Origin of the sequence: Pedobacter africanus (assembly GCF_040548825.1) — a bacterium.
Taxonomy (GTDB): Bacteria; Bacteroidota; Bacteroidia; order Sphingobacteriales; family Sphingobacteriaceae; genus Pedobacter; species Pedobacter africanus_A.
Window position 1 is genome coordinate 400,564 of sequence record NZ_JBEPSL010000001.1, and the last position, 16,951, is coordinate 417,514.

12 protein-coding genes are annotated in these 16,951 nt (G+C 45.8%); 11 read left to right on the plus strand and 1 reads right to left on the minus strand.

The annotated features are described in order from the left end of the window. Positions 1 to 41 precede the first annotated feature (41 nt). From ABIE26_RS01555 to ABIE26_RS01595, 9 genes are all read left to right on the plus strand, one after another. A complete protein-coding gene (locus ABIE26_RS01555) occupies positions 42 to 866 on the plus strand; it encodes a phytanoyl-CoA dioxygenase family protein (protein ID WP_310140836.1) in 825 nt (274 codons plus the stop codon). A 109-nt stretch (positions 867 to 975) separates the two neighbouring features. Continuing rightward, positions 976 to 2,556, plus strand: a complete 1,581-nt coding sequence (locus tag ABIE26_RS01560; RefSeq protein ID WP_310140833.1) for an alpha-amylase family glycosyl hydrolase — start codon at positions 976 to 978, stop codon at positions 2,554 to 2,556. Between the two features lie 89 nt (positions 2,557 to 2,645). Beyond that, entirely contained in the window at positions 2,646 to 5,597 is a 2,952-nt protein-coding gene (locus ABIE26_RS01565) for a SusC/RagA family TonB-linked outer membrane protein (protein ID WP_310140831.1), read from the plus strand. Between the two features lie 16 nt (positions 5,598 to 5,613). Continuing rightward, positions 5,614 to 7,212 carry a RagB/SusD family nutrient uptake outer membrane protein gene (locus ABIE26_RS01570; RefSeq protein ID WP_310140828.1) on the plus strand — a complete coding sequence of 533 codons (1,599 nt, stop codon included), beginning with the start codon at positions 5,614 to 5,616 and terminating at the stop codon, positions 7,210 to 7,212. A 19-nt stretch (positions 7,213 to 7,231) separates the two neighbouring features. Beyond that, positions 7,232 to 8,248, plus strand: a complete 1,017-nt coding sequence (locus tag ABIE26_RS01575; RefSeq protein ID WP_310140825.1) for a SusE domain-containing protein — start codon at positions 7,232 to 7,234, stop codon at positions 8,246 to 8,248. Positions 8,249 to 8,268: 20 nt separating this feature from the next. Beyond that, positions 8,269 to 10,596: a glycoside hydrolase family 65 protein gene (locus ABIE26_RS01580; protein WP_310140823.1), complete on the plus strand. Its 2,328-nt coding sequence runs from the start codon at positions 8,269 to 8,271 to the stop codon at positions 10,594 to 10,596. Positions 10,597 to 10,643: 47 nt separating this feature from the next. Continuing rightward, complete coding sequence (locus ABIE26_RS01585) at positions 10,644 to 11,174, plus strand: TlpA family protein disulfide reductase (protein ID WP_310140821.1); 531 nt, start codon at positions 10,644 to 10,646, stop codon at positions 11,172 to 11,174. 18 nt (positions 11,175 to 11,192) lie between these two features. Further along, complete coding sequence (locus ABIE26_RS01590; protein WP_310140820.1) at positions 11,193 to 12,035, plus strand: sigma-70 family RNA polymerase sigma factor; 843 nt, start codon at positions 11,193 to 11,195, stop codon at positions 12,033 to 12,035. A gap of 63 nt (positions 12,036 to 12,098) precedes the next feature. After that, complete coding sequence (locus ABIE26_RS01595; protein WP_310140818.1) at positions 12,099 to 12,551, plus strand: carboxymuconolactone decarboxylase family protein; 453 nt, start codon at positions 12,099 to 12,101, stop codon at positions 12,549 to 12,551. 7 nt (positions 12,552 to 12,558) lie between these two features. Here ABIE26_RS01595 and ABIE26_RS01600 read toward each other — a convergent pair whose 3' ends face one another. Then, positions 12,559 to 13,344, minus strand: a complete 786-nt coding sequence (locus tag ABIE26_RS01600; RefSeq protein ID WP_310140815.1) for a PhzF family phenazine biosynthesis protein — start codon at positions 13,342 to 13,344, stop codon at positions 12,559 to 12,561. 162 nt (positions 13,345 to 13,506) lie between these two features. Here ABIE26_RS01600 and ABIE26_RS01605 point away from each other — a divergent pair, with 162 nt between their 5' ends. Continuing rightward, positions 13,507 to 14,379, plus strand: a complete 873-nt coding sequence (locus ABIE26_RS01605) for a lysophospholipid acyltransferase family protein (RefSeq protein ID WP_310140813.1) — start codon at positions 13,507 to 13,509, stop codon at positions 14,377 to 14,379. 88 nt (positions 14,380 to 14,467) lie between these two features. Next, a complete protein-coding gene (locus ABIE26_RS01610; protein WP_310140811.1) occupies positions 14,468 to 16,951 on the plus strand; it encodes a PAS domain S-box protein in 2,484 nt (827 codons plus the stop codon).

A 16,951-nucleotide genomic window follows, 5' to 3' on the forward strand; every position in this document is an offset into this window, starting at 1 on the left:
TGTGGATTGGCTTTACTTTGAATCAACCAATTTTATAAAGTATGAAGACAGAAAGCACACATTTGCCAGACCTTAATGATGTAAAGCCGACAGCGCAGGATAAAATAAACGAGTTTCAGGAAAAAGGCCATACGCTGATTGAACATGTGATCAGTCCGGAGGAAGCTGCTGTTTACCAGAAAGTCATCAGCAATGCAGCGGCAAAATACAATGAAGAAAAGAGAAAGCTGGAAGATCGGGATACTTATGGCAAAGCTTTTCTGCAGATCATGAACCTATGGAGGGGCGATGATGCTGTTAAGAAGTTTGTGCTGGCCAAAAGGTTTGCCAAAATTGCGGCCGACCTGCTGGGGGTAAAGAATGTAAGGCTTTACCACGATCAGGCGCTATTTAAAGAACCAGGTGGTGGCCCTACACCATGGCACCAGGACCAGAACTACTGGCCTTTGGATACCAATAACACCATCACCATGTGGATGCCGTTGGTAGATATTCCAAACCCTGAAATGGGAATGCTCACTTTTGCATCAGGCTCACATGTAAACAATAATGTGTTCGACTATATCATTTCTGATGAATCAGAAAATGCTTTTGAAGACCATGTGAAGGAAAAAGGTTATGAAATATCGAGGCCTTCAGCAATGAAAGCCGGGGATGCCACCTGGCACAGGGGCTATACGATACACAATGCACCGGGCAACAGCTCAGATAAAATGCGTGAGGTAATGACTATCATTTACTTTGCAGATGGCGCAAAGGTTACTGAGCCTCAGCACAAATGGCAGGAGAACGATAGGCAGGCCTGGCTGATGGGGAAAGCTCCGGGCAGTGCGGCCGATTCAGAATTAAACCCCTTGCTGCTGTAAGCAGCAGGGGCGCTTTCAGCGCTATTAGCACTCTTAACGCTCTTAACGCTCTTAAACTCTTAATGCTCTCCGCTCGCCAGTAATATTGCAGAAAAAACCAGATATATTTATGAACGGACTTACAAGAGGCATTGCCGGTTTAATGATGATTTTCCTTTTTGGTACAGGCTGCCGTGCGCAAAAGCAAAAGGCACCGGCCGATGAAGTGATGTACCATGTATTTCAGCGAAGTTTTTACGATGCCAACGGAGACCAGCACGGTGATCTGAAAGGCCTGAAGGAAAAACTGGGCTACCTGCAGGAACTGGGCATTACCTCTATTCTAATGACCCCGCTGTATGAATCTGTCTATTACCACAACTATTACTCGAGCAATTTCGATAAAATCGATCCGCGCTATGGCAGTATGAAAGATTATACAGACCTGGTAAAGGAAATCCATAAAAGAGGTATGAAGATCTATATGGATATGGAAACCCAGTATGTTACGGAAGACCATCAATGGTATAAAGAATCTTTAAATAACCCGGCTTCAAAATTTTCTGATTATATCCTGTACGATGATAAAGCCCAAAGCAAACCTTCTTCTATTGTTTACAACATAACCGAGTTGAAGGGCTACGATGGCACTGTGCGGAAAATTACTACCGTAAACCTGAACAGCAAGGCGGTTCACGATTACAACTTTAAGCTGTTTAAATTCTGGCTCGACCCGAATGGTGATGGTAAGTTTGACGATGGGGTAGACGGCTATCGTCTGGACCATATGATGGACGACCTTGATAATAAAAAGCGGCTGAGCAATCTTTTTACCACCTTCTGGGTACCGCTGATCCATAAACTGAAGCAGGTAAACCCTAAAATTACGATTATGGCCGAGCAGGCCAACTGGGGCTCTTATGGGATAGATTACCTGGAGAAGGCAGCGGTAGACCGTGTTTTTGCCTTCCGTATCCAGCAAGCCATTCCTTCCTTTAACAAAGAAAAGATTGCTGCTTATGCAGATACTACCTTTTCCCGGACTCCAGCAAATAAACAGCAGATTGTGTTTGTAGAGAACCACGATATTGCCAGGTTTGCTACTGTTGTTAAGCAAAACCCCGGTAAAGAACGCGTGGGTGCAGCGTTGAACCTGCTGATCGGGGGAGTACCTTCGATTTACTACGGACAGGAGATTGGCATGCTGGGCGATACCTGGTTTGGCAAATATGGGGGCATTACCGATGCCAATGAAATCCCATCCAGAGAAGCTTTTGAATGGTACAAGCGTGCCGAAGGCAAAGGCATGACTTTTTGGTACAAAAACAGCGGGCCATGGTGGGATACCAGCACGGTAAAAAGCAATGATGGTATTTCTTATGAGGAACAGAAAAGTGATCCGGGCTCTTTATGGAATTTCTACAGGCATCTTACTGGTCTGAGGAAAGAAAACCCGGCCTTCATCAACGGAGTGTATGCGACCCTGCAAAATGACAATAAGGATGTATACACCTTCAGCAGGGGCCAGGGTAAAGAAAAAGTGATTGTGGCTGTGAACCTGTCGGACAGGGAACAGCAGTTTAATGTAGAAAATGCCGGTGCTGGTAAGCTGAACCAGCGCTCTGGCGCAGGCACAGCAAAGCTGAATTCCGGTAAGCTGACAGCCGGCATCCCTGCCTATGGACTGCAGGTCTGGCGGATTGAAAATTAATCATACCTGTGAGGGGATCTGTCAGCACCAGGGGTGCTGAAGATCTGCTTACGAAAAAATAGAACCAAATATAAATTAAACCTTAGTGTATGAACGTATTAACACCTTTAAAACAAGGGCTTGCGGTGCTGCTCATTTTTACTGCAATGCTGGTAAAGGCGCAGAGCGGATCGGTTTCCGGCCGTGTACTCGATGAAACCGGCCAGGGGCTTCCCGGGGCTTCAGTAGTGGTGAAGGGGACAACAAGGAGCACCGCTACCGATGCAAAAGGCAATTATCAGATCAGTGGCCTGCAAGGGGGCAATCTAAGCTTAACTGCCAGTTTTGTAGGCTATGTAACACTTGAAAAGAACGTTACAGTTTCAGGCAACACCACCCTGAATTTTAACCTGATGCCCGATGCAAAAGGGCTTACCGAAGTGGTGGTGATTGGTTACGGAAGCACCACCAAAAAAGCCCTGACCGGGGCAGTAACTACGGTTACAGCAAAAGACTTCCAGAAAGGTGCCATCACCTCAGCCGATCAGCTCATTCAGGGTAAGGTTGCAGGGGTTACCATTATTCCGGGTGGCGGACAGCCAGGTTCTTCGGGTACCATACGCATCAGGGGTGGTGCTTCTTTAAATGCGAGCAACAATCCATTGTATGTAATTGATGGCATTCCATTGAGCGGTGAAGGCATCAGTGGGGCACCCAGCCAGCTGTCGCTCATTAATCCAAATGAAATAGAGAGTTTTACGGTACTTAAGGATGCGAATGCGACCGCAATTTATGGTTCGCGGGCTTCCAATGGGGTGATACTCATCACCACCAAAAAAGGGGGCGGCGCTGCTCCCGTGTTTAATTTCAGTACCAATAATTCCTATGCAACGGTGGCAAAAAAGGTGGATGTGTTGTCGGCCAATCAGGTGCGTGACTATGTAAACCAAAATGGACTGGCCGCTACCAAAGCATTGCTGGGTACGGCCAATACCGACTGGCAGGACGAAATCTACAGCAATGTATTTGGTACGGATAACAACCTTAATCTTAGCGGTACCTTTAAAAAAGTGCCCTATCGAATATCGGCAGGATATCTGGATCAAAAGGGCCTGTTAAGAACGGACTGGCTCAAAAGGGGGACAGGCGGCATCCGTCTGACGCCTTCACTGTTTGATGATCATCTGAAGGTAGATTTAAACCTGAAGGGTTCCATTTCCAATTCGCGCTTTGCCAACCAGCTGGCTGTACCCAATGCCATTGCTTTCGACCCTACGCAAAATGTGCATGCCGACAACCAGTTTGGGAATTATTTTGAATGGGCAAGCGGCAATGTGCCCAATGTGGCCACACCAAGAAACCCGGTTTCCCTGCTGGAGCAATATGCCAACCGTGGTAAGGCCGACCGTAGCTTTGGTAACCTGCAGCTCGATTACTCCTTTCATTTTTTACCGGAGCTGCATGCCAACGTAAATATTGGTTATGATGTGGCCAAAGGCCAGGGGCAAACTGATGCGCCTGCAACAGCCGCCAGCTATTATTTAACCAAGGGCTATTCCCTGGCTTACCTGGCTACCCAGCAGGATAAATTTATAGAGGCTTACCTCAATTATACCAAAACGGTAGAAAGCATCAACAGTAATTTTAACGTTACTGCCGGTTATGGTTATTACGACAACTCCAAAAAGAATTACTTTTTGCCCACCTATAATGCACTCGGACAGGTGCAGTTAACGCCCAATTTCCCTTTTGAGATCCAGCGGAATAAGCTGCTTTCTTATTACGGACGTTTTGTGTACACCCTGGCTGGTAAATACATTTTATCGGGTACCATCCGTGCCGATGGTTCGTCTAAATTTAATCCTGATGGCCGCTGGGGTTATTTTCCTTCGGCAGCCTTTACCTGGAGGCTTAAGGATGAGTCTTTCCTGAAAGACAGCAAAACGCTTTCAGACCTGAAGATCAGGCTGAGTTATGGCGAAACCGGAAATAAAGATATCCCTGTAAATTATGCCTACCTGGCCAATTATAACCTTGGGGCAGACCAGGCGCAATACCAGCTTGGCGATAACTTTTACCAGTTATACAGTCCGCAGCCCTACGATAAAAACCTGCGCTGGGAGTCTACCACTACCTATAATGCAGGACTGGATTATGGTTTCCTGGATGGGCGCATTTATGGAAGCGTAGATGTTTATTATAAAAAGACGAAAGACCTGCTGGCTACCATCGAAATTCCCATTGGTACCAATTTCAGCAACCAGCTCCTCACCAATGTGGGCAATATGGAAAACCGGGGCATTGAAGCCAGCATTAACCTGGCGCTGCTCAAAAGTGAACGTTTGAACTGGGATATAGGTTTTAATTTTGCTTACAATAAAAACAAAGTTTCCAATTTAACCCTCAATAAGAACCCCAATTACAGGCAGGTGGCCAGGGGCATCACCGGGGGGATAGACAATTATATCCAGTACCATGCGGTGGGTTTACAGCCTTATGCCTTCCTGTTGTACAAACAGGTGTATGATGCTTCCGGAAAGCCCCTGGAGGGGGTTTATGAAGACCTGTCAGGCGATGGAAGGATTACCGGAGATGACCTGAGGTTTTACAAATCGCCTGCCCCGGTTTATGTAATGGGCTTCAATACCTCATTTAATTATAAAAAATGGACATTGACCACGGTGCTGCGTTCCAATCTTGGTGCATACATCTACGACAATGTTTCGTCCCAGTTTGGGGTAAGCCGTTTTATGATGAACGAGAAATACATCAACAATGCCGCAGCAGATATTTACAAGAGCGGGTTTGTAACCAATCAGTATAAGAGCGATTATTACCTGAAAAATGCATCCTTCCTTAAAATGGACAACCTGGGGTTGAGTTTCAATGCCGGTCGTTTATCAAAAAGTGGTTCGGCAACCTTATCTGTGTCGGCCAACTGCCAGAATGTATTTGTTGTTAGCGATTACAAAGGTATTGACCCTGAAATCTTTTCAGGGATAGATTACAATTTATACCCAAGGCCCAGAACCTATACCCTGGGTGTAAATGTTGGTTTTTAATTCAAAGCATAAAGAAATGAGGAATAGCTATAATATATATACCGCCGCTTTGCTGATCCTGGCATCGGTATTCGCCTCCTGCAAAAAAGAAAGTTTAAACCTGACCCCGACCAATGACATCATTGCCGATCAGGTTTACAGCACACCTGAGGGCTATAAACAGGCCTTCGCAAAAGTTTACGCCAGCTGGGCGCTGGTGGGTACCAAAGGCCCGGGCAGCCTGGTTGGCGACCTGGCGGGCTTTGATCCGGCACAGACCGATTTCCTGAGGCAGTACTGGAACCTGCAGGAACTTTGCAGTGATGAATCCAGTTGCGCATGGCCCGATCCGGGTGTTCCAGATGCCGTATATGGTACACCGGGGCCCGACAATAACATGATCCGAGGTTTATATGCCCGTTGTATTTACCAGATCACATTGGTAAATGAATTCCTGAGGGAAAGTACACCAGAGAAATTGAGCAGTCGCAACATTACAGGGCAGGCTGCAACGGATATTGCGCTGTACCGTTCGGAAGCCCGGTTTTTAAGGGCCTTTCAGTACAGTGTATTGATGGATCTTTACGGCAATCCGCCATTCCTGACCGAGGCAGATGAAATCGGAAAGGTAGCGCCTAAACAAATTAAACGGGCCGATCTGTTCAATTATGTGGAATCAGAACTGAAGGCCATTGAGGGCGAGCTTGCGGCACCGATGACCAATGAGTATGGCAGGGCCGACCGCGCTGCGGCATGGACCATTCTGGCGCGTATTTACCTCAATTCAGAAGTATACCTTGGTGCAGGTAAGGGTAAATATACCGAAGCGATTGCGTATGCCAGCAAAGTGATTGGCGCCGGGTACAGCCTGGCAGGTAACTATAAGCATTTGTTCCTTACAGATAACCGTTACACCAGTAAAGAGATTATCCTGACCATCAATTACGACGGCTTTAAAACGCAAACTTATGGTGGCACAACCTTCCTCATCAATGGCAATGTAGACCCGGGCATGAACCCTGCTTCGTTTGGTATTCCTGGTGGCGGATGGAGCGGATACCGTACCAAAAGTACATTGCCGTTGCTGTTTGGGGATTATAGCGGCAATACTGACAAGCGCGCTTTGTTCTTCGGCAACAAAATAGCGAACGATGACATTTCGGTTTCTACGGATGGTTTGCGCACCACCAAATTCAGGAATGTAAGCTCGACCGGTGAAATGGGCGGCTCACAGGACGGGATGCTGTGTTCCCTTGATTTTCCTTTGCTGCGCCTTGCAGATGTATACCTGGTGTATGCCGAGGCGGTATTGCGTGGCGGAACAGGGGGGAGCATGGGACAAGCCCTTGCTTATTTTAACCAGATCAGACAACGTGCCTACGGAAATGCTTCGGGTAACTTGACTGCAATTACACTGAACGACATTTTAAATGAGCGGGGCAGAGAGCTTTACCTCGAAGGTTACCGCCGTACAGACCTGATCCGCTTCGGTAAATTCAGCGGATCGGACTACCTCTGGCCATGGAAAGGTGGGGTAAAAGCAGGTAAGGCACTGGAAGATTTCAGGGTCCTTTTTCCGCTGCCTTCCACAGATGTGATCGCGAACCCAAACCTTACCCAGAACACAGGATATTAAATATTTAAGTCATACAGATATGAAATCATTGATTTTAAAATCCATTCTCTTTAGCCTGATGGCTATTGTATTGTGGTCCTGCAAAAAGGACGAAGCACCGGTTGTGGCCACAGCAGGTACTCCGGGTGCTTTGCAGGCATCGGCCAGTACCCTGGTTCTGGATAAAACCATGCTCAGCACCAATGTGATTACTTTTACCATGGCTGACGCTGATTTTGGCTATCAGGCTGCCATTACCAATACCCTGCAGCTTTCGGTAAAGGGGCAGAATTTTGCTGCCGATAAAACCAAAGAATTTACGCTGGAGCCCAAAGTGAAAAGCAGAAGCTATAATGGCTTTGATTTTAACAACCTGCTGCTGGCCCTTAACCTGCCCACTTCCAGCAATTCAGATGTGGAGATCAGGGTTAAATCTTCGATATCCAATACCCTAAGCCCGGTTTACAGCAATGTGGTAACCATTAGCGCGCGTCCATTTCCATTAACCGCCTGGGTATACGTTCCCGGAGCTTATCAGGGCTGGGACATTTTAAAGGCCGATAGCCTGGTATCGCTTACCGGAAACGGCATTTATACCGGGGTCATTAATTTCAGCGCTGCCAATTCTGAGTTTAAAATAACTCCTGCCAAAAAATGGGATGTTTCTTACGGAGACGGGGGCGGCGGAAAGCTGAGTAAAACAGGAGGAAACCTTAAAAATACTGCTGCCGGTCCGCAATTGTTAACGGTTGACCTGAATAAAAACGAATGGACAATTGCGCCGGCAAGCCGCTGGTCTATTATTGGTGATGCAGTTCCCGGCAGCGGCTGGTTTCTGGACACTGATATGAAGTACATTAATGATGGAAAGGGCCAATATGCCTTGACTACCAATCTTTTGGTTGGGGAATTTAAGTTCAGGAGAAATTACGATTGGGGCACAACCATAGGTAACGGGGCAGCCAATATCAAAGTTACAGCAGCCGGTAATTACACTTTGGTCCTCACTGTAAATGCCGACGGAAAAACAGGCACTTATACCATCACTAAAAATTAAGCACAAAACAGTATATACCGATGAAGAATTACATTAAAGCAGACGAGTGGAAGATTATTGAAGAGGGCTTTGATCCGCTTTTAAATAAAATATCAGAGAGCATTTTTAGTCTGGGCAATGGCAGGATGGGGCAGCGCGCCAATTTTGAAGAAAGCTATACCGGTGACACCTTACAGGGCAATTACATTGCCGGTGTTTATTATCCGGATAAAACCCGTGTGGGCTGGTGGAAAAACGGTTATCCTGAGTCGCTGGCCAAAGTGATCAACGCGGCCAGCTGGATTGGCCTGGACATCAGCGTTGATGGCGAAACCCTGGACCTGGCGCAGGCCGAAGTGAGCAACTTCAGGCGCGAACTGAACATGCGGGAAGGTTACCTGCTGCGCAGTTTTACAGCCCGGTTAAAAAGCGGTAAAACACTGGAAGTAACTGCCCAGCGCTTTTGCAGCATTGCCAACGATGAGGTGGCAGCTTTGCGCTACAACATCACTCCTGTAGATTTCAGTGGTACGATAAAGCTGACCGCTTTTATTGATGGTGATGTGATTAACCAGGACAGCAATTACGGCGAAAAATTCTGGGAACAAGTTGAAGGAAAGCTGAGTGATAACGAAGCTTATTTAACACTCCGGACCAAAAAGACCGCCTTTGAAGTATGTACAGGGACCAGCGTCAGTGTTTTTAAAGGTAAAGAACAGGTGCATCCTGAAATGGAGGCCGTTTATAAGGAAAAATACCTGGGACAAACTTTTAACATGGCGTGTTCCCCTGAAGACACCCTTAGCATTTGCAAGGTGGCAGCCAATCTTTCTTCGGAAAACCATCCTAAAGATCTGTTGATGGCACACTGCAGGCAGGTGGTACAAGCAGCAGCAGCACTTGGGTTTGAGCAATTGCTGCAGGCGCAGGTGGCGGCCTGGGCCAGCAAATGGCAGGAAAGCGATATAGTGATTGAGGGGGATGTTGCAGCACAGCAGGCCATCCGTTTCAATATTTTTCAGTTGTTCCAGACTTATACCGGTAAAGACGATCGCTTGAACATAGGGCCTAAAGGCTTTACAGGGGAAAAGTACGGAGGCTCCACTTTCTGGGACACGGAGGCCTACTGTCTGCCTTTTTACCTGGCTACAGCCGAGCCTGCCGTAGGAAGGAACCTGTTGATATACCGTTATAAACAATTGGATAAGGCTATAGAAAATGCGGAGAAGCTTGGCTTTAAAAATGGGGCCGCGCTCTACCCGATGGTAACCATGAACGGGGAAGAATGCCATAATGAATGGGAGATCACTTTTGAAGAGATCCACCGTAACGGGGCTATTGCTTTTGCCATATACAACTACATCCGTTATACCGGAGACGAGGCCTATATGGCAGATTATGGACTGGAAGTGCTGATCGCCATTGCACGTTTCTGGAAACAGCGGGTAAACTGGAGCAACGACAAGCACCGCTACGTAATACTTGGCGTTACCGGGCCTAACGAATACGAGAACAATGTAGACAACAACTGGTATACGAATTTAATGGCCAGCTGGTGTTTAAAATATGCTGCTGAAGCCGTGTATCAGGTAAAAATGCAGCTGCCTAAACAATACCGGCAGCTTGCAGGAAAACTGGATTTTAAAGAAAAGGAACTGGCAGACTGGGCGGTAATCGTCGAAAAGATGTACTATCCGCAGGATCCTAAAAGAGGTATATTTTTACAGCAGGATGGCTATCTTGATAAAGAACCACTGACAGTAAAACACTTGTCGGCTTCCGACCGGCCCCTAAACCAAAAATGGAGCTGGGACCGCATCCTGCGCTCCTGTTTCATCAAACAGGCCGATGTACTGCAGGGCTTGTATTTCTTTGAAGAGGATTATGATCTGGAAACCATCCGGAGGAACTTTGACTATTATGAACCCAAAACGGTACACGAAAGTTCTTTATCGCCATGCGTACACAGCATTCTGGCCGCTAAATTAAATGATGAGGCCCGTGCTTATGAGTTTTACCTGAGGACGGCACGCCTGGACCTGGACGATTACAATAACGATACAGAAGACGGACTGCACATTACCTCTATGGCGGGTACCTGGATGAGCATCGTAGAGGGCTTTGCCGGAATGCGTGTGCGTGAAGGACAATTGCAGTTTAACCCTTTCCTGCCAGGCAAATGGGAGGCATTTTCTTTCTCCATCCTGTTCAGAGGGGCAAGGCTCAACATCCGGATTACCGAGCATGGCATAAAGATCAAAAATGATTCGGCTGTTCCCCTTACAGTTAAGGTAAGGGAAAGTACCCGCCAGCTTGCTGCGTACGGGGAAATTAAAGCTGACGATAGCATGATCTGGCCGGTGATGTAGCCTGAAGTATTTTTGTTAAGTTTGTAATGAACTTACATCAGACTGTTATGAAATTGAACTTTTTGGCTATCTTGTTTATGCTGCTGCCCTTTGCTTCGGTAGCACAGGAGGATCAGAGTACCTTAACTAAAGTGGGTGATGATGTGCCTCAGTTTGCTTTTGAAATAGAGAAAGGAAAACAGGTGAACATCAGCGATTATAAAGGGAAGCTGATACTGATTAACCTGTTTGCTACCTGGTGCCCGCCTTGTAATACCGAATTGCCGCTGGTGCAAAAGCAGATCTGGGAAAAGTATGGCAGTAATGGGGGCTTTGCTTTTTTTGTGTTCGGACGCGAAGAGGGTTGGGACAAACTCATTCCCTATAAAGAGAAAAAGGGCTTCACTTTTCCGATCCTGCCGGATGCTGACCGTGGGATATTTAAAAAGTTTGCTACCCAAAGCATTCCAAGGAATATCATTGTAGATGAAAATGGAAAGATCATTTATCAGTCTATCGGTTACACTGAAAAGGAATTTGCAGGAATGGTGGCATTGATTGATGCCCATATGCAGAAGAAGCAGGTACAGGGTAAATAAGTACTGAACGGAGAATTGATGAATGCTGAACTGATTGGTGACTTAACACCGACCTTAAAAGCTTATGCCTATAACATTTGCGGTTCTGTAGCCGATGCAGAAGACGTAGTACAGGATGTATTGCTGAAATTCCTGGATGTAGACCAGCAGCACATTGATAACGTAAAGGCCTATCTGATCCGGATGGTGATTAATCGCGCCATTGATCAGAAGAAAAAACTGCACAGGCTGGTGCTGGATTATCCGGGAGAGTGGCTGCCTGAGCCTGTGGCTGCTGAAAAGGCCGATGCCGGGATTAACCGAAAAGAACTGCTGTCGTACTCGCTGATGGTATTGTTGGAGAAACTTAACCCAAGGCAAAGAGCGGTATTTATTCTTAAAGAGGCATTTGATTACGAACATACTGAAATTGCCGAAGTTTTGGCCATTAAGCCCGACCTGTCACGGCAATTGCTTACACGTGCAAAGAAAAGTATCGGAGCACCTGGTTTGCATACGGGAAATACGGTTCCGGAGGCTTTTTTAAACAAATACCTTCATGTGCTGCAATCGGGCAGTATGGAGCAGCTGGAGGCCCTGTTAAATGAAGATGTGGTGTCGGTATCTGATGGTGGTGGAAAAGCAAGGGCGGCTGTAAAACCGGTGTATGGCAAAAAATCTGTTGCAGCCCTTTTACTTGGCCTATACAGGAAATTTAACGAACAGGCACTGGTGAGGCAGGGCTGGGCTAACGGGCAGCCGGCATTGCTTTATTTCTCGGCAGGGCAGCTGATCAAATGTGTTACCTTTACTTTTCAGGAGGGCCGGATCAGCCAGGCTTATATCATCAGAAACCCCGACAAATTAAAAAATCTGAATTAAATGAATTGAGCTGTCACATATGAAAAGGCTTTGCAGTCATTAAGACAATAAAAGAAAAATCATATGGAAAGAATTAAAAACAGCGATGTTCCCCAAGGTTTAATGGCCGCAATGCGTGGCGTTCAGGATTACATCGATCAATGTGGTTTCGACCCGCTTTTGCTGGACCTGATGCGTGTCCGCGTTTCACAGATCAATGGCTGCGCCTATTGTCTGGATATGCATGCTAAAGAAGCTTTGCATGCAGGTGAGACCGTACAACGGCTGATCTCTGTTTCGGCCTGGAGGGAAGCACCTTATTACAGTCCGCAGGAACGCGCCTTACTGGAATTTGCAGAGCTGCTGACCCGGATGGAGGAAACGGCAGAAATTGACCCGGTTCATGAGGAAATGCTAAAGTACTTTACCAAAGCCGAGATTGCGAATCTCACCGTTGCAATAGCGCAGATCAATTCCTGGAACAGGTTTGTAAGATCCACAGGTATTGTTGCCGGAAGTTACATAGTGAGCAAGTAGTGTTCGATCAGATGAAAATCTCTCCTTTCATATAGAGTACGGCTTTGCCAGCTATTTCTACCCTGCGGTTTAATACACGGCAATGCAATTCTCCGCCGCGTTCAGACAGCTGGAAAGCACTTAGTTCGGTTTTATTTAATTGATTAGCCCAGTAAGGTGCAAGCGTAGTATGTGCAGAGCCTGTAACAGGGTCTTCATTTACACCAACGGCGGGGCCAAAAAAGCGGGACACAAAATCGTGATTTTTGCCCTTTGCCGTTACCATAATTCCCCTTGCTTTCAATCCGGAGATCAGCGGCAAATTGGGCTTTATGGTTTCAATGTCTCCCTGTTCGCTGAATACCAACATGTAATCGGTTTTGCCTTTGAAAGCCGCAACAGGTTTTTTGTCTGTGGCCGCTAAAAGTTCATCGCTCATTTCTACTGCTGTAAATTCATCTGCCGGAAAATTCAGTACAAATTTGTCCTGCTGAACGGTTACAGGTAAGCTGCCACTTCTCGGGGAATAGAAATTGATCGCCTCCCGCTGATAATTTTTACAATGACGCAGCACGTAAGCCGTGGCAAGCGTTGCGTGTCCGCAAAGGTCAACTTCTGCAGTTGGTGTAAACCAACGTATTTCAAAACCATCGCCTTTGGGCACATAAAAAGCTGTTTCAGACAAGTTGTTTTCTGCTGCTATCTTCAATAGTATTTCATCTGCAAACCATTCTGCCAATGGGCATACTGCCGCAGGGTTTCCTGTAAATACACGATCTGTAAAGGCATCTACCTGATAGATGGAAAGTTTCATAGACTTGCTCTTTTGTGTAAAGTTAAAAATTAACCTTGGTTAACCTGTGTATTACAAATGTTTATTACATTCGCGCTCATATCTAAATCTCTCTGTAACAATGAACAAAAATCAAATAGGGGTAAACCCAATTCTGGTTGTCATAAGCTAAATACGTTTTTTATGATCAGAAAAAGTCACCTCCAGAATTTATGCTATGCTGTGGTTTATCCCCCTGTCTATCTCCTCAGCATGTTGCCTTATTTTATCTCTAATCTGCTCATTGGGCGCATGATGTTCTTTCTGACCTATTATGTGTTCCGTTACCGCTATCCTGTTGTACTTCAGAATATTTCAAGATCGCTGCCGCAAAAAGATTATAAAGAGGTTAAACAACTGGCCAGGGAATATTACCTGCATCTGGCAGCGATGATTGTAGAAGTAGTCCGGTCTTTTTCCATCAGAAGCGGGCAGCAGATGAAGCGGGTCAGCTTTTCAAACTCAGCATTTTTAGAAGACTATTACGCACAGAAAAGAAATGTTATTGCGGTGCTGGGGCACTATGGCAATTGGGAATGTTTGAATATACTCCCAATGCATCTGCCCTTTCAGGTCAATGCCATATACAAGCCTTTGTCCAATCCGGTTATGGGTAAGCTTGTGCAAAGGATCAGGACGCGTTTTGGTGTGCGGTTAATCCCAGCTCAGTATGCATTAAGACAGCTTTTGAAACCACAGGAAAAACCCCAGTTCTCTTTGTTTATTGCCGATCAGTTTCCGGGAAAAAACGCAAAATGTGAACTAAAGTTCTTAAATCAGGATACGCTGATGTTTAACGGTGCAGAAAAGCTGGCGGTAGCAACCGATGCCGTAGTGGTGTATATAGACATGAGGCCTACGGGGAACAACCGCTGGAAAGTAGATTTTTCACTCATCACCGATGCCCCAAAACAAACCCGTGACCATGAAATTACAGCAGCTTTTTCCCGCAAACTGGAACAAAGCATTTCTTCAGGTCCGGCCTACTGGTTATGGTCGCACCGGCGCTGGAAGTAAGTTTATTAAATCAATAAAGCTTATTGTGTGTTTTTAATTTTAATAATACTACATTTCGTTAAACAAGAAGCGAAATTTAGGAGTACGAATGAAACAAGCACATAACAAGACACAAATTGAGGAAGAACACTGGTCGAAATTGTTGGAATCAGTAGTGATTAACACTACTGATGGTGTGCTGATTACCGATGCTAAAGTTAATCCAGGACCAAATATCGTTTATGTGAACGCCGCACTGGTCAGGATGTCGGGCTATAGCAGGGAAGAACTGATTGGCAAGAGCCCGAATATATTTCATGGACATAATCTGATACAAGAGGGACTAAAGAAGATTGAAACTTCAATAAAAAACAAGGAGGCCTGCAACGTAGAACTCATTAATTACACTAAAGAAGGTAGTGCCTATGACGTAAGCATTAACATTTGCCCGGTCTCGGACAATACGGGGGCGGTAACCCATTGGATCTCTATTCAACGGGACATTACTGAAAACAGGAATTATGTTAAAGCAATTGAAGCACAGAATAAAAAATTAAGGGATATATCATGGTTGCATTCGCATAAGATCCGCTCGCCATTGACCAGGATAATGTCGATTGTTGACCTGTTGAAAAACCATTCCCTGGAAGGTGATCAGGATATATTGCACAACTATCTTTTAAAATCTGCCGAAGAACTGGATGGTGTGATCTTCGACATCACCAATAATGCCGGCAGCGATAATTTCATTATGAATGAAAAAAGGTTTTATTCCTTTATGGATGAACTGCCAGGTTTATGCTGGATTGCCGATGAAAACAATATTTTGCGCTTTGCGAACAAGTGTTTTTTTGATACCCTCCACCTGTCTGCCGAAGTGATCGGTAAAAAACTGGAAGATATTTTTGGTGAAGATATAGGCCGCAATGCCAAAAGCAATAACAAAGATGTGCTGCAATCTGGTGAGAACAAAGAATTTCATCAAACCGTCAGGGACATGAAGGGCCGCCTGCAGTACTATAAAACCTATAAATTTCCCTTTCATGATGTGGAAGGAAAAATGGTTGGGGCAGTTGCTTTCAATGTAACCAAAAGGGTTAAGCTGGAAGAAGAGCTGCACCAGAGCGAAGCCCAGTTTAAGCAGGCCTTTGAACATTCTTTAATTGGCATGGCACTCATTAGCCCACAAGGAAGGTGGAAGCGCGTAAACAAAAGTTTATGCCAGATACTGGGCTATACAGAAGAAGAAATGATGGCGATGAATGTAAAAGACATCACGCATCCAGACGATGTAAAAGGCAGTATGGCGGTACTGGACGACCTGGCGCGGGGCGAGATTGAGGAAGTCAAATATGAAAAACGATACCTGCACAAAAATGGTGCGCCGATCTGGGTAATTATTGCCGCTACCATGCTTTACGACAGCTCTGGGGTACCTCTGCATTATGTTTCACAGATTGAGGACATTACCAAAAGAAAAGAGATTGAAAATGACCTGGTGCTGAGTGAAAAAAAATACCGTACCATTTTTGAAAATGTGCAGGACGTATTTTATCAGACCAGTCAGGAAGGTATCGTTACTGAAATCAGCCCTTCTATAGCCCAGCACTCGGGGTATACGCGCAATGAGATCATTGGTAAGCCAGTAGATCTTTTTTACTACTATACGCAGGACAGAGAACGTATTGTTGAACAATTGCGCCTTAACGGGGCTGTTATTGATTTTGAGGTCCGTCTTAAAACCAGGGACGACGAATTAAGGTACGCTTCAGTAAATGCCAGGCTCATCATTGAAAACGGTGTAATTACAGGTACGGAAGGAAGTATGCGGGATGTGACCACGCGGAAGTTTCATGAAAATGCACTTCAGGCATTGAATACGGAACTCACTGCATCGAACGAGCAGAAGAACAAGCTTTTTTCCATTATCGGGCACGACCTCAGGAACCCCATATCAGGAAGCCTGCAATTGCTGGATATGACACTGACCGATTTCGAATCCAGCTCGGCGGATGAGGTACACAGTTACCTCTCCATGATGCGGACTGAACTGAGCAATGCCAACGCATTGCTGGAAGACCTGCTTACCTGGGCAAAATCGCAGTTTAATGCAGTTAGTTTCAATCCGGTGGAAATCAAAGACCTGCCGGGTTTGATAGAAAAGTGCATTCAGACAGTAATGCCTGCCGCGCAAAAGAAAAACATTGATATAGTTGCTTCGTTAAAAGGCGAAATGTTGCTCCATGCCGATACCGGAATGCTGGAGACGATAATTCGTAACCTATTGTCCAATGCCGTTAAATTTACCCACATCGGCGGCATGGTCATCATTAAAGTTTCGGGCAATGAGAATGGTCTGCTGTTTTCTGTAAAAGACAACGGACAGGGGATCCCGGAGGATAAAATAGGGGAATTGTTCAATAAAAATTCCAATTACACCACCTTCGGCACACTGGGCGAAAAAGGCACCGGATTGGGGCTTAGCCTTTGCTACGATTTCGTTTCCAAACATGGGGGTGCCTTATGGGTAGAAAGCGCTGTAGGGTTTGGAACTACTTTTTACTTCAACATCCCGGATTTACTGAAAGAATAG

What these genes read in the sequence shown, in the direction of transcription:
- ABIE26_RS01555 (WP_310140836.1), top strand. Translation starts at nt 42, where the DNA reads ATGAAGACAGAAAGCACACATTTGCCAGACCTTAATGATGTAAAGCCG.
- ABIE26_RS01560 (WP_310140833.1), top strand. Translation starts at nt 976, where the DNA reads ATGAACGGACTTACAAGAGGCATTGCCGGTTTAATGATGATTTTCCTT.
- ABIE26_RS01565 (WP_310140831.1), top strand. Translation starts at nt 2,646, where the DNA reads ATGAACGTATTAACACCTTTAAAACAAGGGCTTGCGGTGCTGCTCATT.
- ABIE26_RS01570 (WP_310140828.1), top strand. Translation starts at nt 5,614, where the DNA reads ATGAGGAATAGCTATAATATATATACCGCCGCTTTGCTGATCCTGGCA.
- ABIE26_RS01575 (WP_310140825.1), top strand. Translation starts at nt 7,232, where the DNA reads ATGAAATCATTGATTTTAAAATCCATTCTCTTTAGCCTGATGGCTATT.
- ABIE26_RS01580 (WP_310140823.1), top strand. Translation starts at nt 8,269, where the DNA reads ATGAAGAATTACATTAAAGCAGACGAGTGGAAGATTATTGAAGAGGGC.
- ABIE26_RS01585 (WP_310140821.1), top strand. Translation starts at nt 10,644, where the DNA reads ATGAAATTGAACTTTTTGGCTATCTTGTTTATGCTGCTGCCCTTTGCT.
- ABIE26_RS01590 (WP_310140820.1), top strand. Translation starts at nt 11,193, where the DNA reads ATGAATGCTGAACTGATTGGTGACTTAACACCGACCTTAAAAGCTTAT.
- ABIE26_RS01595 (WP_310140818.1), top strand. Translation starts at nt 12,099, where the DNA reads ATGGAAAGAATTAAAAACAGCGATGTTCCCCAAGGTTTAATGGCCGCA.
- ABIE26_RS01600 (WP_310140815.1), bottom strand. Translation starts at nt 13,344, where the DNA reads ATGAAACTTTCCATCTATCAGGTAGATGCCTTTACAGATCGTGTATTT.
- ABIE26_RS01605 (WP_310140813.1), top strand. Translation starts at nt 13,507, where the DNA reads ATGATCAGAAAAAGTCACCTCCAGAATTTATGCTATGCTGTGGTTTAT.
- ABIE26_RS01610 (WP_310140811.1), top strand. Translation starts at nt 14,468, where the DNA reads ATGAAACAAGCACATAACAAGACACAAATTGAGGAAGAACACTGGTCG.